The following is a 16,290-nucleotide window of genomic DNA, read 5'->3' on the forward strand; positions in this document are numbered from 1 at the left end:
ACAGTGCACTGAAACACGAGCCAGTTGTTCCCGGTCATCACTAAAATTAAGCCTGTTTTTTCCAGATTTGCACTGCCTGAAACCACACCCGTTCGCAATGTGCGCCTGCGGGTCGCCACACCATCGCAGCCCCTCACCCCGGCACCGCTCCGGTACCCCCAGACATCGCCCCGGTATCAACCTGTATCGCCACAGGCTGAGAAAAATCCCCTTGCTCCCCACGCGCCACTCCCTAAGATGATCCTCGAACAGAAAATGAAACCCAATTCCCCAATCCCCGAGCATGACTCCCTCCTTTCGTGTCATTTCGTGTTTTTCGTGGTAGCATAAATTCCGGAACCAGTTCAACAGCGAACGTGCCCCGTCCCTGTGTCACAGGAATCACGTCCCCCTGACCTGCCGATCACAAATTATAAAAATCGGACCCCAGCCCCACAGATGAAAATCCCCCACCACTAAACTGAGACAGTTGTATTAAATCAGTAAAAACGCCCGCATTAGCCGCAGGGCATTAGCTCCGGTTATGTCCCAACCTGCAAAAACCGCCGTGTGCCATCCATGAGGAAGCTTCTGTCAAGACCGTAGTGAGAAGAACGCGGAATTATCCAACCATCCATCCGGCATCACTCGCCTTGGCGAGGCGCCACAAGACAAATTACGGTGACTCCCATTCACAGTCACGGCATCGCATTGCGCCATGGCACACGTCGGGATGTCACCTGAATCCCACTTTCGATCTCAACGTGAAACTTAAGTCCGACACAACTCTTTGAATTTACTTATCGAAACTGCAGTCGCTCAGACTGCCAGGCTCCGTTCTTTCCACAAGGTTCCATTTTTCAACATGGACCACATCACACGCACCAGGTAATGCGATGTGGCTACAATCGCAATTTTTTTCCTGTCTTTTTCCTGTCGATGAATCCGTTCATAATAGGCTTTAATCGTCGGTGAATATCGAATCCCCTGCCAAACGGCTTCGGTAACCAGGTGCCGGACCTCTGCACATCCTTCGCGCGTGATATGCCCCAGTCGATTAGTACTCCCTGACTGATCCTGGATCGGGATCAGACCGAAGTAGGCCCCCACTTTCTTACTGTTGGCAAATCGATGCGGGTCATCCACAAAGGCCACGAATGCCTCAGCAGTGCGTAAGCCGATGCCGGGGATACTCTGCAATTGCTGCACGGCAATGTTCTCTTTCGAATAGCGGGCCAGTTCCGTTTCAACCAGCCTGGTTTGCCTTGTCAGGGTTTCGATCTCTTCTACCAGCATGTCCCGTTTCAGATTTTGCATCGGCTGTTTCAGATCTTTCTGTTTTAGCCATTCCATCCCCCGTATGGTCCAGAGACCAAACTCTTTGGGAACCCTGCAACCAACACTTCTCAGAAGCGAGCGAATTCCATTTTTAGCCCGGGTCCGTTTTTGAATCAGTTTGCCTCGGAATGTAATCAACTCTCTCCAGGCCCGCACGTCTGCAGTCGGGACATGAACGGTCGGAACTTCATCGAGAAACAACAGTTTGGCCAGTTTCTCTGCGTCCGCACGATCATTCTTTTGTTTGGAACGAAAAATTAGTTTCAACAGTCCTGGATGGGCCACGGCAACACGAGAAGCAATCTTACTCAGAGCTTCAAAGTAGATGCCATAACCGGTACTGGCCTCAAAACAGACTTCGCATCGTCCTCGCAGGTTCATCAGAAATTGAATCACATCATCCAGGCATGGCAGCTGACACCGCTGCAGCAGCTTACCATTTTTATTAAGTACACAAATCGTTATATGCTTGACATGCACATCTAAACCAACATACAACATCGTTGCCTCCGGAGGTGAGAATAACGTGAAACAAATTGTGACTAACTTGTTATACGTTAATCGATCCGACGGAGGCTTCCTACATAGTTTCACAGTTGGCTTGCCCAACTGTGCCTGAGCACCAGCCTGCCAAAGCGGGTGCCCACGGATGCAATCCGGGGTTGTCGCAGACAACAGGGTACTGTCAGCGAAATCGCACCACCACATGACACATCACCAATCTGTCTCGCAGGAACGGCCTCCAGGTACCCGCCCGCCTGGCGACTATCAAACCCATTTCGCCCCACATGGCAAACCGATCAAACGCTCGAAATCATTTTTTCTACCACGAAAAGCACGAAATGACACGAAAGTCAAAGTGGGTAAGACCGGATGCACATCCGGGTCGAGCGCAGCGAGCAGGAGGTCCTGGCTGTCACATTCACTCCCGATCCAAACAAGTAAGTCATCTTTCAAATCCCCAAGGTGTCCACGCCACAGGCATTGTTCGCTCCGATTTCTGATGGGATCTATAAGTCTAAAAACAGATCCGATTGCAAGATAAGCATTTCTGCTACCGCGGGTCACAATGACGTGTGGAGATGAAGCGGATCAAACAGGGTGTAGCGGGCCTCACACAGAAAATCTGCGCAGAAACAGTGTTGACTACTCAATAATGATTCGCCCGGCACTGATTTTCGAATCTCAAAAACAGAAGAACATAAAGTGACAAAAACCACTTTTTTTAGACAGAGAGAACCTCAATGTCTATAATGAAAGGTAAGCCTTACTTGGGACGGTTCCAGGCTGATCCAAGTGGCAAATATCGGAGAAAGGACTGGTACGATGTATAAGACCAATCTTGGCGAGCCCGATGCGCACGTAATGATGCGGCATGCAAAAACAGTACTGCGTTTTCTGCTGATCGTTGCACTCATTGCTACTTGCGGGCTCTTACTATTCTTACCTTCGGCGGCCTATCTGGCTGCGATAGCAGTGCCAGTGCTGTTTATCGGTTTCGTCTTCGTGAGCTATCTCGAACGTCAATCACAAGCGAAAGTGCTTCGCAGCGGAAATCAGTCGAACATTACACAAAAAGAAGTGGAAACGGATGTCCGATACGCGGGCATTCTGACAGCCATCGCCTTGACGCTGTTCCTGGCTTTGGGCGCTTTCATCATGGCAGCAACTCTGGTGGAAGACTGGTCGATGGTGGGGATGGTCGCAACAGTCTTCTTTCTCATCTCGATCTTTCTCCTTTTCCCTTTCATTCCACTGTTTATTAAAGAAGCAAAGCACGAAGAGCGCAAGAAGCTCCAACACAGCACTGACCTTCATGAAGGGTCAAAAGACTGATTATCGCATCGTTCTCTGATCAACAGAGCCCTGCTGTCAGAAATGACTCTGCTTGCCGGGTCATCAGCAGCTGTGATGTTTTTCACGCGATAGGAGGCCAGCGTTCCTTTACCCATCACCCACAGAGTCGCGTTGCCATTTTGCGATACGCTCAGCTGGCTCAAGTTGCAGGGCGACCTGTTCGCCATCCAAGGCTTCGCTCTATTCCATTTTAACCTCACTTTGTCAGCATCTGCATACTACATCTACCGTACTCTCCTCACGTTGATTTTCTGATTTATGGATAGATGGAACTCTCTAGACTGTGTCCAGTTTTACTGTAGCGTCTCCTGGTCCATTTGGCCCGAGTATATTAGATTGAGAGACGCTATAGTTAACTGTGGTGCGCTCAAGCTCAAAAACTCATCCACAAATATAAATATATTGAATTTTCTACCGGTTTCTGCTATATTAGGAATACTAAAAAACAGTGTCCTCCTCAACGATACTCACTCATTAATCCCCCCCCGCCTGTAACGTTGGAGCTCGCCCTATGACAGCCAGAAGATTCATTGACTGTCTCATGTTTCTCGGGCTGAGTCTCTGTAGTAGCGTGCCTCTTTCCGCAGCCCCGCCTGAACTGGAATCCCTGTTTCCCATGAGCTGTCAGGCAGGCACCACCGCCGAGATCAAGCTGAAGGGAAAGAATCTCAAAAACATACATCAGAGTCAGGTCACTGGGCCGGGAGTTTCCGTCAAAGTCATTGACGACAAGAGCCTCCGGATCAACGCCGAAAAGCAGACCCCCGCAGGCATTTATAATCTGCGTCTCTTGACCGACGACGGACTGAGCCAGCCGTATCCCGTACAGATCACCGACTGGCCAACTTTGACAGCCACGGAAAAATCGGATCAGCCCGATTCCGCTCTGAAACTCTCCCTCCCCGGCGGCGTCGATGCCCGCTTCGAACATACCGGAGACATCGACTGGTATACATTCACCGGAAAAAAGGACCAACGCGTCACTCTGCGCTGTCGTTCAAAATCCCTGGGTGGTTCCGCAGCCCCCCTGATGACACTCATCAACCCCGACGGTGAAGAATTTGCGTTTGCCTCTCCCCATCAACGAGAGCCGGTTCTACATGCGAAACTCCCCAACTCGGGCACGTATCAGATCAAAGTATTTAATCGCGCTTACAGCAGCGATCCCTCGGCCCTGTACCATCTCTCTGTAAATTCAGAACCGCGTCTGCTGGCGGCGTTTCCTGCTCTGATCAATTCCGGTCAACCCGCCAAAGTCACCATTCAGGGAATCAGTCTGCCCGGCGTTTCACAGAACGCCACACAAATTCTGCAACAAAAAGAAATCACCGTCGATCCTGAAAAACGGACAGCATCACACCAGCCCGACAGTCCACTGACAAACCGCTTTCACCTGAGCGTGCCGGAACTTGAGGGCACCGTACCACTGATGCTAACCGACCTGCCCGTCGTTGTTGATCAGGAGCCGGGAAACCAGTCACAGAAAACCGCACAGAAAATCAAAGTCCCCTGCGACATTGCCGGTCAGTTCCTGAAACCCCGCGACCTGGACTGGTACCAGTTCACTGCGGAAAAAGGACAGGAGCTCAGCATTCAAGCTTTCGGCGAGCAGCTGGACCAGCAGATGGATCTCGAACTCGCTCTGCTCGACAGCAGTGGCAAGGTATTGAAGAGTCTGACGAACAAAGCAGAAGTGAAAGGGACCGCAACGCCCGTCTCTGCCACGTCTCTCGATCCGGAGGGAACCTGGAAAGCACCGAAGTCCGGCACCTACTCTCTCCTGGTTCGCGACCTGTATGGCAGCAGCCTGGGTGGCTTTGATCGACAGTACCGGGTACGCATCGAAAACAAACAACCGGATTTTCAGGTCTATGCCTACCCCGCTGCCAGTGATCGCTTTTCCGGGGTTTCACTCCACCAGGGCGGACACACGCACGTGACGATTTACATCGACCGCCAGCACGGTTTTTCCGAACCGATCCGCATTCAAGCCGTTGATCTTCCCGAGGGGCTCTCTGCTGACGAGGTCATCATTCCCGCACATCAAAGCGAGGCCCGCTTCTCGATTTTCACATCGAAAAACGCGCCGCAGACAATCGTTCCTCTTTCGCTTAAAGCAATCGCCACGGTGCAGGATCAGGAAGTCGTCAAACAGATTCACCCCCAGACGGTCTCGCGCAGCGATTCGTTTCAGCAGGTCGCCACCCTGGCAGCAGGAACCGCTAAGGCTGCCCCTTTTAATCTGACGATCAAGCCACACCAGGCGAAACTGGCGCTGGGTGAGAAAATAGAACTGGATGTTCAGTGGGAATCTGCCGGTTCTGAGATTTCTGGCAAACCTGTTCTGAAGTGGCACATCGATCTGGTCGATGCCAAAAATAAGCAGGCCTCCCTCATCAAATCTGATACCTCACTCGATTTGAAACAATCCGAGAACACCCTCACCGCACAACTGCCCAAAAAAATGCAGCCGGGGCAATATTCGCTCTGGTTGTCAGCCAGCCTCAACATCACACCGTCACAGACTACCGACAAAAAACAGAAAAAACAAAAACCCGTCCCCTTCGAGGCGGTCAGCAATATCATCACACTGGAGATCCAGCCACTGCCCAATAAAAATAACAATATTCAACCCCGGAAAAAAGCGATCAAGATCAAAGACAAAGCCACGCTCATCAGCCAACAGTAAGCGGCATTCCGGGATCATAAACGCGCAAAGAAAACCAAACCCGATATGATGATTATCTTAAAACAGATCAAAACAGAGAACAGTTTCTTCAACAGGAACAGCAGCATTGGCAAAGCCGTGCTCTGTCTGCTGCTGTCCCTCTGCGGGCTACCCCGAGCCGCGACCGCCTCTGAAGCGGAACAGAAACCGGCTGCGGAAATCCTGCCTGTCAAAATCTCCCCGCAGCAAACGGTCCGTCTCAAGACGTGGCCCGAGAAGATTCATCTGCGCGGTCGAGATAGCCGACAGCAACTCCTGGTCACCGGTTTCGCCGACGACGAGAAAACCTTCGACCTCACGCGTGCTGTCAAATACAAACTCAAAGATCCCCGACTGGCATCCGTGAATGATCTGGGTATCATCACGCCCGAAGCCTCCGGCAAAACCGAACTGCAGATCAGCTGGGGCAAACTCAAACAGACCCTCCCCGTCGTCATCGAGCAGGGGGAAACATTTCTCCCGATCAGTTTCGAAAACGATATCGCTCCAATTCTGACCCGACGCGGATGTAATGGTGGCGGCTGTCACGGAAAATCAGACGGCCGCGGCGGATTCCAACTCTCCCTCTTTGGCTTTCAGCCGGAACAGGACTACGAATGGATCACCCGCGACATTCGGGGCCGGCGCATCTTTCCCGCCTCGCCTGACGATTCCCTGCTGCTTCGTAAAGCCACCATGAAAATTCCCCACGGTGGCGGCAAACGACTGGAAGAAGCCACGCCGGAATACAACCGCTTAGTCCGTTGGATTGAAGCCAATACACCACACGGTCCGGCAGACATGCCGCAGATCATCAAATTAACCGTCGAACCCGCGTTCGAATCTCTGGGCCACCATGATCAACAGCAGTTGACCGGCACAGCTCATTATTCGGATGGTTCCCGCCGTGATGTCACACCGCTGGTTGAATTTCGCTCAAAGGATACCTCTGTCGCCACGGTCGATGAGCGGGGGCTCGTCACTTCCCTGGAACGGACCGGCGAAACTTCGGTACTGGCCCTGTACCAGGGGGAAGTTTCCGTGTCGAAAATTCTGGTCCCCTCCAACGAAACACCGGACGCCTGGCCAGCGTTTCCTGTGGCAAATTTCATCGACGAACACATTCAGCGCAAACTGAAGGTCCTGGAGGTTCCCCCCTCTCCCCTCGCCGATGATGCCACATTCATCCGCAGAGCCACTCTGCAGATCGCCGGGAAACTGCCGACGCTCGATGAGGTCGAGACCTATACCCACAGCACCGATCCCCGCAAACGACAAAAGCTGATCGACCGTCTGGTGCACTCCGGCGATTACGCCGATCACTTCGCTCAGAAATGGTCGGACCTGCTGCGTAACAAACGCCGCGGACAAGGCAGCCGCCAGCCCGGTACGATTGCCTTTCACCGCTGGCTGCGAAATAAAATTGCCGCCAATGCTCCTTACGATGAACTGGTTCGCGGCGTATTAACGGCAACCGGAGATGTTTCGGTCAATCCGCCCGCGCAGTGGTACGCGGAAGTCCGTTATCTGGACCGTTATGTCGACGATATGGCCCAGGTCTTTTTAGGACTGCGAATCGGCTGCGCCCGCTGTCATCATCATCCGTTTGAAAAATACAGCCAGCAGGATTACTACGGTTTGGCCGCTTTCTTTTCCCGTGTGAACCGCACCGGCGGAACCGGCGTTGCCGAACGGCGTGCGAATGAAATGATCTCCGTCAAACAGACCGGTCAGGTCAAACACCCGGTCACGGGTGAAGTCGTCCCCCCGCACGGGCTGGGCGGCCCCGATCTGGAAATCGCTCCTTTCGAGGATCCGCGCCACTATCTGGTCGACTGGATGGCCGAAAAACAGAATCCCTATTTTGCCCGGGCCTTTGTGAACCGGATGTGGGCTCATTTCTTTGGTCGCGGCCTCGTGCATCCGCTGGACGATCTGCGGGTCACCAACCCCGCTTCCAACGAACCCCTGCTGGAAGAACTGGCACAGGAATTTACCCGGTCAGGCTACGACATGCGACATATCGTCAAACTGATCTGCTCCAGCAGTACCTACCAACTCGGTTCCGAAGCGAATGAAATTAACCTCGAAGAGACGCAGAATTATGCCCGCTTCTATCCGCAACGACTCTCCGCGGAGATCCTGCTGGATGCCATCGATGATGTCACTGACACTCCCACCCGCTACAGTGGGCTTCCCAAAACAACACGGGCACTGCAGTTGCCCGACGAAGGTTATTCCAACCAGTTTCTGACGCTTTTCGGTCGTCCGAAACGCGAGAGTGCCTGTGAATGCGAGCGGGTCTCTGAACCCAGTCTGTCACAGTCACTGTTTGTAATGAATAACAGCTTTATCCTCTCCAAAGCGATGGGCGGTTATACTTCCACTCTGGCAAAAGAGAAAAAGACAGAGGAAGAGAAAGTCAGAGAACTGTTTCTGAAAAGTTTATCGCGTGAACCGACAAAGCGCGAAATGAAAAATGCACTGGCCTACCTCGCCAGTGAAAAAGATAAGCAGGCTGCGTTTGGTAACCTGATCTGGACGCTGCTCAATACCAAAGAATTCCTTTTCGTTCATTAATCAACCGCATACGTTACGATTTTGAACAGAGAACAGAATCATGAATCAACAAATGAATCAACAATGTTCCGGCCCTGTGGGTCGCCGCGAGTTTCTGAAAATCGGTGGTCTCGGTCTGGGCGCCCTGTCAGGCGGTCTGGATCCGAACCTGACAAGACTGCTGGCAGGCGAAACACAGAACGCCAGTCCGAACAAGGACTTTTCGGTGATTCTGCTCTGGGCCAACGGCGGCCCCAGCCACATCGATACCTTCGATATGAAACCGCTGGCCCCCACCGAATACCGCGGCGATTTCAGTCCCATCAAGACGAACGTCCCGGGAATGGAGATCTGTGAACTGTTACCGAACCTGGCGGAAATGGCGGACAAATTTTCCATCGTCCGCAGTCTGCATCATAACCGTAACGAACATTCGGGCGGCACCTGTCGACTGCTCTCCGGTTACACCCCGACAGCTGCCAACCCGGGAGATGCCGAGTATCCCGAAATCGGTTCGGTTGTGGCCAGCTATCTGGAAAATCAGGTACGCGACATTCCCCTGTTTATCGCCAACACGAAATTTTATGGCGGAGGGCCGGCGTACCTGGGACCTGCCTACAGTCCGTTCATGTTCAGCGGCGACCCGAACAGCTCCAAGTTTTCGGTAAATAATCTTTCGGTCAACCAGTCGGCGGCGGACGCTTTGAAAAAACGCAATCAGCTGCTCAGCCAGTTCGATACCTTTCGCCGGGAACTGGACAAAAGCGGTTCAATGGCGGCACTCGACAAGTTCAACAATCGGGCACTCTCCATGCTGACCAGCGACCGGACGAGCAAAGCCTTCGATCTCTCCTCCGAACCGGATGAACTCCGCGACGAATATGGGCGAACAACCTGGGGACAGGGCTTACTGCTGGCGCGACGCCTGGTGGAATCGGGCGTCCGACTGGTGCAACTGCAGGCCAGCTTCAGTCTCTCGAAAAAAGCAGGACGCACCAGCAACTGGGACGACCACTCCGTTAACGCCGACATTTTCCAGGCCTACCGGGAACGCATGCCGGTCTTCGACCAGGCGGTTCCGGCCCTGATTAACGACCTGCATCGCCGCGGTCTGGATCAGAATGTGCTGTTCATTTTCTGTGGTGAATTTGGACGTACCCCGAAAGTTCGCCATCAGGATAAAAAAACCAAACGCCCGGGTCGCGATCACTGGTGCCGGGCCATGAGCATCTTTCTGGCCGGTGGTGGCTTGAAGATGGGTCAGATAATTGGCGCAACGAATCCCAAAGGCGAACATCCTGTGGACCGCGTGATGAACAGTAACGATTTACTGGCCACGATCTATCAGAAATTCGGCATCGATACGTCCCAGGCTTTCCACGATAACACAGGCCGACCGATCCCGATCCTGACCGATGGAAAACCGATTCCCGAGCTACTGTAAAAGCGAATGATTGATAATTATCAATCCATTTTTCTATCTATTTCCTTCATCTTCATGTATCTCATCGAACAGATTACTTTAGAATGACGGACGCTATAGTTCAATGTAATACGTTCAGACAGCGGGAATCATTCTATGGACTGTGAGATCTGAAAGCCCGGCTGCTTTCGAAATCGTGTCAGGGTAGATCCAAAATAAATGAGGTCTGCAGCCGATGGGCATCTCCGGTGGCTCCGCCGACGTTTTCCTTCGTTCCGAATAAATATTCAATACCTATTTTTACATTCGTTACGGGACTCCAGATCAGGTTGGCTGCCAGATAGGTTGTTTTTTTAACATCAGAGCGTGCCTGATATGCGGAAGTGCTCAAACTGTTTTCGGCATAGGTAAAGTTGGAGCTCAATTCCTCATTCCAGTCGTGCGTCAGGCCTGCCATCCAACCGAACATGGGTAACAACCCGGCCTGGTTGACTGCCGTAGGAGCCGCATCAGGTAGATCGCGATAACTTCCAATCCCTTCACCAAAAACGATCTGTGAGTAGACTTTGGTCTGATCGGTTAGCAGTCGTACCCCCGTCATATTAAACCCCCAGGCAAAAGCTGTTCTAACGGACTGTCCTGTCGGTTGAAATCCAACCACGCGGTAGAGTCCTGCTGCCTGATACTCGGAACAATCATCTTTATAGCGAAGACGTGTGACAAAATCAGGAGAAGGATTGCTCGGATCCCCCGTGATACCAGTAGGAGGCTCTATATTAAAGTACGTATCTTCTACCGAAACGGCGAAAGTAGTATTTTCATTCAAGATATTTTGTGTCCAGCGTGCTTGTGCCTGACGTCGATTGACGCTCGATACAGAGCCTTCAAAGTCCAGAGTGGCCGGTGCAGCAGCAACATTCGCGAAGGTAGTCCAGGTCTGACCAACCAGCAATGAGCCTGATTCTCCAAACGCATGACGTAAACGGAAACGATTGCCTTCGCTGAAGAAGTCCCCTTCCACATACACGCGAATGAGTCGATCGTTGGTAAGCCAGCGCGTATCAAAGCTCAATCGAGACTGCCTGGCATGAAAGCGGGCATTGGTCCTGTGAGGAGCTCCTATAGGAATACTGGTCGTCACAAAGGAATCGGTCGAGTCAATAGGATTAAAGTCATAGATAAAATCGGCTTTGACCAGACCGCCAATCTTCATGGCCGCATCTTTGCCGAATATGATTAAACCTTCTGTAAACGGAGGTGCCGAATAGAGATCCAGTCCGACATTAAACTCCCTTGCATCAGTTGAATAAGGATTTGAAAGCAGTTCCGGATTGACCTCTTGCTCCCCGCCAGATCCATCGAGAGGTGGTAAGACTGGACGGTCAACTTGTGATGTAAACCCTTTCCTGTTTTCATCCAAGGTGAACTGGACGCGTCCGGGAGAATCTTCAGCGAATGCAGGAGGGACATAGCTGTTTTCTTCGGCGCTGGTTTGACTGAAGAAAACTGTCAGCGCAACGAGAAACGTAACGATATAGATTGAGATCGATTGCATAAGCATGAATGAGAGAGAGTTAGAGGTGCAATAGATTTCAGAGAAGTAGAGTATGGAGAGTGCACAAACTGTAACATAATCAAGGCGACGCGCAAACCCCCTTTGGACTTCTCAACTCAATTGGTTATCCTCTGCTCCAGCAACAGGTTAACATTACTTACCCGCTGAACCCAAAGCTTCGCAGGAAACCAATTTCTCGAAATTCTCAGTTTTGAAAACCGGAAAATAACCAATGAACAGAAATCTGACTCAGTATGTTCGCTGCGAATTTGGATCATTTCAAATGATATCCAGTTTTCCAATTTGAGAATGCGACTCGAATTCCTGTTCCATAGACAAGCAAAGGTACGATTGATGGGAGAAATTTTCCCCTGCACGATGCAATGCATGACGATCGATTATTCTCTCACCTTCACGATCGCTTTTCCCATTTTACTGCCGTGAAATAAATCTATAAACGCTTGAGGTGTCTTTTCCAGACCTGTTGTGACAGTCTCTTCCCAATGCATCTTTCCCGCCTGGATCCACTCCGTCATTCTTTTCTGAAATTCATCCTGAATATCATCGTGATCACGGACGATAAATCCCTGCATTCGCAGGCGTTTGGTAATCACTTTAAACAGATTGTCTGGTCCTGGCTGAGGAGTCTGATCGTTATACCTCGAGATCATGCCGCACGAGACGATGCGACCGAAGTTATTCAGGTTATCGAGCGCTGCCTGCAGATGGTCTCCCCCCACATTGTCGTAATAGAGATCGATGCCATCCGGCGACAGTTCTTTCAACCGGGCAGACACATCACCCGTGTCCTTGTAATTGAAAGCAGCATCAATGCCGGCTTTCTCTTTCAGCCAGTCAATCTTTTGTTTTGAGCCGGCACTCCCCACGACAAAGCAACCGTGCAGTTTTGCGATCTGACAGACAGTCGAACCGACGGCTCCGGAAGCTGCTGAAACAAATACGCGATCCCCCTCCTGCAGTTCACCGATCTTCAGCAATCCTGTATAAGCGGTCATTCCCGTCATTCCCAGAATACTCAGATAAGCCTGCAGGGGAACCACATTGGGATCCACTTTCATCACCCCAGCTCCGTCAGACAGCCATGCCTCGCGCCAGCCCTGATTTCCCAGAACATAATCACCCACGGAAAACTGTGGATTTCGGGATTCGACGACCTTGCCAACACAGGCTCCTTCCATTGGCTCTCCAATTTGAAATGGCTTCACATAACTCTCCCCTTCACGCATTCGCCCCCGCATGTAAGGGTCGACGGACAGCCATTCGTTTTGAACCAGAAATTCATTTTCGCCCGGAGACCTGAGTTCGGTTTCCACCAGTTCAAAATGATCCTGAGACGGCAGCCCTTCGGGATAGCTTGTGAGCTGAAATTGTCGCGATTGCATCTCGTTGATTCCTTTCCTGTCTGACTCGAATGCCCGTTGATTACTGAGGAGCAGTACTTAACCAGTCTATCAGGATTTCATGGCATGAATCAGTTTCTTATTCACAAATTCCAGTATACCAAGGTGAGAGAGTTCACGACCGTATCCGGAATGTTTAGTCCCCCCAAAGGGAAGCTCTGCCTGCGAGTTGGTCGGCTGATTGATAAACATCATGCCCGTATCGACCTGTTCTGCGACCTGACGGGCCCGGTCAATATCTTTGGTGTAGACAGAACCACCCAGTCCATAAGACGAATCGTTGGCGACCTGAATCGCTTCCTGTTCATCTTTGACAACATAGACACTGGCGACGGGGCCGAATAATTCCTGATCATAAGTCGGCATCTCACGGGTGATGTCTGTCAGAATGGTCGGATTATAAAAAGCCCCCTCGCGATCGGGACGCCCTCCCCCCAGCACTACAGTGGCGCCGGCATTGATGGTTTTCTGAACCATTTCATCCAGGTTGACCGCAGCCTCTTCAGTCGAAAGCGGCGCCACATCGGTTTCCGGGTCCAGCGGATTACCCAGTTTGAGTCGGGACATTTTTTCTTTGAAAGCAGACAGAAATTCATCAGCAACTTTTTGAACGATAATAAAACGTTTCGATGCTGCACAGGATTGTCCTGTATTGGTCATTCTTCCCTGCACGGCCATTTTAATCACATGTTCCATATCCGCATCTTCCAGTACGATAAACGGATCATTGCCTCCCAGTTCCAGTACCGAACGCTTGAGTTTGTGTCCCGCTTCTCCCGCGACGATGGCCCCTGCCTTATCACTTCCCGTCAAGGAAACTCCCTGAACCCGGTCGTCTTCAATGACAGACTTGATGAACTCTTTGGGAATAAAAAGATTCGTAAAAACACCTTCAGGCGCACCGCAATCTCTGAACAATTCATGAATTGCCTGCGCACACTGGGGGACATTACTGGCATGTTTTACCAGAACGGTATTGCCTGCCATGATATTGGGAGCAGCAAATCGAGTGACCTGATAAAAAGGAAAGTTCCAGGGCATAATGCCCAATAGGACTCCAATCGGCGCATATTGAACATAGGCATCTGCATCCTCGACATCCATAGGCTGATCAGCCAGAAACGTTTCTGCACCATTGGCATAGAATTCTGCAATCTTTGCACAGAAATTGATTTCTTCGCGGCTTTCAGAAATGCGTTTCCCCATTTCCGATGTAATCAGCCTGGAATATTCATCGATTCGTTCGCGCAGCCCCGCTGCATACTGCAACATCAGACTTTTGCGTTCGTCAAACGTCGTATGTCTCCAGGAATCAAACGCTTCATCAGCCTGTTCAATTGCCTCAAGTGTCTGTTCCCGCGTTAACGGCTCATATTGCATGAGTGTTTGATTCGTAAAAGGATTGATACTGACATAGGCCATGATTAATTCTCCTGGTTTCCTGGGACATGTATTGAAAAAATAAAATAAGGAATGCAGCCTGTACTGTTAAAAGTGATGGAATCTCACAACGGCTGGTACCTCCGGTTAAATCGCCTGTCAGATCCGAACTCCGTGCGACTGAGACGGTGATACAGTAACAGGCACGCTTTTGATTTCTCGAACCGAGTGAATTCTCATATCGTCACGCGGTAAAGCGGGCATTTGAGAAAAGTTGATCTCCAGTTTCCGATTTCGCACCTGGTATCGAACCTTCTGTGTCAGAAACTGCGCCGTCAGTTTCATCAGGCTGACTGTGATCCATTCTCCCGGACACCGGTGATTTAAAGCGTATTCGCCTCCTCCCTGAGGGATCAATTCATAGAGGTTCGGTTCCCGAATCAGAAATCGTTCTGGTTGAAACAACTCCGGTTCTTTCCAGATTCGACTGTCGTGGTCCGTGCCATACAAATCCAGCAACACACGCTGACCGCGAGGAAACTCAAATCCATGCCATTCGAAATACGTCTGGACAATCGCTGCGGTAAAGGGAAAGAAAGGATAATAACGTCGCACTTCCTGCACAAAAGCCTTTACATATTCATCTGAATTGGATTGAAGCTTTTCCCGGCAGCCCGGACGAAAATGCAGAGCATGTGCAATTAAAGTCATGTAGACAGAAATCGCGACAACCGGTCTCAGCAGATTCAACAGTTCGACCGCCGCGATTTGCGGTTCTAACAGTTCATTTTTCAGATCACGATGCCAGGCGATCGTATAGGCGGGGCTTTGTGTTGAGATCGAAATCTCTTTATCTCGAATTTGTTGAATGATGTCTGTAATCCATTTGTTCGCCTGTCGCCGCGCCAGACGTGCTCGAATATGTCCCAGACCGATTTTTGTCGCATCGTTAAACAGAGAAGTTAACTGTTTCGTTCTCTGTCCCACTTCAGAATCCGCCAGAGGAACTCCTGCCCAATCGCAGACAGCAATTGTTAACACTCGCTGAAATTCTTCGTATAACGATACTTCACGCATCTCTTTCCAGCGGGTCAGGGCAAAAGACAACTGATGCTCAGTCAGAACATTTAAACGCTCGATCTTTTCCGGCGTCATGATTGATAGAAACATCTGCTTCCGATGGCGATGGTCTTCTTCATCCAGACTTTGAACGCCCCCCTGTCCGAATAACGTTTTCATGACAGCCTTAGGAGCAGCCCCCGCTCTACAAAAGAGATCGGGATCATAAAAGATCCGGGCTGCGTCCTGTCCTCGCATGCAGTAAGTTTTCTGCAGCAGTAGTCGTGCTTCAAACAGATCTGTGTGATTACTCTGACAGTTTCTGGAAATAAATCGATAAGGATCTCTTAACAAATCAAGAGTACTGTCCCATTTCTGTAGTTTCGGAATCGGCTTCATTATTTCTATCCGGTCAATCTGGAATCGATTCCTGAGTTGACGACTGATTTTAACTCGTTGTGGCTCCTTGAACTGTCATACATCAAACTCAGGATGTGGTTTATACATATGTGGAGAAGAGTTCCACCTCGTTGACAGCCATTCGCTGCACGATGATGTCCTCTCCCGCACTTCTCTTTCATTACTTGCAAATGATGAGCCATTCAGGAAAGAAGGGTTTAAACCAAGCCGATAACTGCTTTTTTCTCATCCAGAATCAAATATCCACATGCTTGACTCGCATGAGATTGATCGCCCAAGGCGCAAAATGCGCGTTGACAGACCAGCGACAACAAAAGGAACGAACACTACGCCCGAAGCCTGTTTCTGTTCTGAATTATTTGAAATGCGATATATCCAATACTTTGAATTGGATATCAGATTACCGGAGCTACTCCCATTCTTCGGCTTCACTCTGATCCAGTTCAGTGGCCCGTGATTTGCTCAAAATTTTCAAAACAGAATTAAGTATCGATCAATACTGTAGACCGACGAAATATGGATTCAGAATCAGGTCGTAAGTCATCTTAAAACGGAATCCGTTTGTCGAACTGCAATCAAACTTGGTCACCAA

9 protein-coding genes are annotated in these 16,290 nt (G+C 50.6%); 4 read left to right on the forward strand and 5 right to left on the reverse strand.

Going from position 1 to position 16,290, the window contains the following annotated elements; genetic code table 11:
- Positions 1-798 precede the first annotated feature (798 nt).
- The gene (locus ACN0YN_RS29910) at positions 799-1,818 is read right to left on the reverse strand and encodes an IS110 family transposase (RefSeq protein WP_417388550.1); all 1,020 of its coding nucleotides are present in this window, start codon (positions 1,816-1,818) and stop codon (positions 799-801) included.
- An 825-nt stretch (positions 1,819-2,643) separates the two neighbouring features.
- Between ACN0YN_RS29910 and ACN0YN_RS29915 the strand changes: the two genes are divergently transcribed.
- The 4 genes from ACN0YN_RS29915 to ACN0YN_RS29930 all read left to right on the forward strand — a co-directional run bounded on the left by ACN0YN_RS29915 (position 2,644) and on the right by ACN0YN_RS29930 (position 9,884).
- The gene (locus ACN0YN_RS29915) at positions 2,644-3,153 is read left to right on the forward strand and encodes a hypothetical protein (protein ID WP_417388551.1); all 510 of its coding nucleotides are present in this window, start codon (positions 2,644-2,646) and stop codon (positions 3,151-3,153) included.
- Between the two features lie 532 nt (positions 3,154-3,685).
- Positions 3,686-5,863 (forward strand): PPC domain-containing protein, encoded by a 2,178-nt coding sequence (locus tag ACN0YN_RS29920; RefSeq protein WP_417388552.1) that lies wholly within the window; start codon positions 3,686-3,688, stop codon positions 5,861-5,863.
- 45 nt (positions 5,864-5,908) lie between these two features.
- Complete coding sequence (locus ACN0YN_RS29925; protein ID WP_417388553.1) at positions 5,909-8,461, forward strand: DUF1549 domain-containing protein; 2,553 nt, start codon at positions 5,909-5,911, stop codon at positions 8,459-8,461.
- A gap of 52 nt (positions 8,462-8,513) precedes the next feature.
- Complete coding sequence (locus ACN0YN_RS29930; protein WP_417388554.1) at positions 8,514-9,884, forward strand: DUF1501 domain-containing protein; 1,371 nt, start codon at positions 8,514-8,516, stop codon at positions 9,882-9,884.
- A gap of 178 nt (positions 9,885-10,062) precedes the next feature.
- On the opposite strand, the gene ACN0YN_RS29935 is transcribed toward ACN0YN_RS29930, so the two are convergent.
- The 4 genes from ACN0YN_RS29935 to ACN0YN_RS29950 all read right to left on the reverse strand — a co-directional run bounded on the left by ACN0YN_RS29935 (position 10,063) and on the right by ACN0YN_RS29950 (position 15,677).
- Complete coding sequence (locus tag ACN0YN_RS29935) at positions 10,063-11,418, reverse strand: DcaP family trimeric outer membrane transporter (RefSeq protein WP_417388555.1); 1,356 nt, start codon at positions 11,416-11,418, stop codon at positions 10,063-10,065.
- Positions 11,419-11,816: 398 nt separating this feature from the next.
- A complete protein-coding gene (locus tag ACN0YN_RS29940) occupies positions 11,817-12,821 on the reverse strand; it encodes an NADP-dependent oxidoreductase (protein WP_417388556.1) in 1,005 nt (334 codons plus the stop codon).
- Between the two features lie 69 nt (positions 12,822-12,890).
- The gene (locus tag ACN0YN_RS29945) at positions 12,891-14,261 is read right to left on the reverse strand and encodes an NAD-dependent succinate-semialdehyde dehydrogenase (protein ID WP_417388557.1); all 1,371 of its coding nucleotides are present in this window, start codon (positions 14,259-14,261) and stop codon (positions 12,891-12,893) included.
- 117 nt (positions 14,262-14,378) lie between these two features.
- Positions 14,379-15,677, reverse strand: a complete 1,299-nt coding sequence (locus ACN0YN_RS29950; RefSeq protein WP_417388558.1) for a cytochrome P450 — start codon at positions 15,675-15,677, stop codon at positions 14,379-14,381.
- Between the last annotated feature and the right edge of the window lie 613 nt (positions 15,678-16,290).

Origin of the sequence: Gimesia sp. (assembly GCF_048260065.1) — a bacterium.
In the GTDB taxonomy this organism is placed as follows: domain Bacteria; phylum Planctomycetota; class Planctomycetia; order Planctomycetales; family Planctomycetaceae; genus Gimesia.

What these genes read in the sequence shown, in the direction of transcription:
- ACN0YN_RS29910 (WP_417388550.1), bottom strand. Translation starts at nt 1,818, where the DNA reads ATGTTGTATGTTGGTTTAGATGTGCATGTCAAGCATATAACGATTTGT.
- ACN0YN_RS29915 (WP_417388551.1), top strand. Translation starts at nt 2,644, where the DNA reads ATGTATAAGACCAATCTTGGCGAGCCCGATGCGCACGTAATGATGCGG.
- ACN0YN_RS29920 (WP_417388552.1), top strand. Translation starts at nt 3,686, where the DNA reads ATGACAGCCAGAAGATTCATTGACTGTCTCATGTTTCTCGGGCTGAGT.
- ACN0YN_RS29925 (WP_417388553.1), top strand. Translation starts at nt 5,909, where the DNA reads ATGATGATTATCTTAAAACAGATCAAAACAGAGAACAGTTTCTTCAAC.
- ACN0YN_RS29930 (WP_417388554.1), top strand. Translation starts at nt 8,514, where the DNA reads ATGAATCAACAATGTTCCGGCCCTGTGGGTCGCCGCGAGTTTCTGAAA.
- ACN0YN_RS29935 (WP_417388555.1), bottom strand. Translation starts at nt 11,418, where the DNA reads ATGCAATCGATCTCAATCTATATCGTTACGTTTCTCGTTGCGCTGACA.
- ACN0YN_RS29940 (WP_417388556.1), bottom strand. Translation starts at nt 12,821, where the DNA reads ATGCAATCGCGACAATTTCAGCTCACAAGCTATCCCGAAGGGCTGCCG.
- ACN0YN_RS29945 (WP_417388557.1), bottom strand. Translation starts at nt 14,261, where the DNA reads ATGGCCTATGTCAGTATCAATCCTTTTACGAATCAAACACTCATGCAA.
- ACN0YN_RS29950 (WP_417388558.1), bottom strand. Translation starts at nt 15,677, where the DNA reads ATGAAGCCGATTCCGAAACTACAGAAATGGGACAGTACTCTTGATTTG.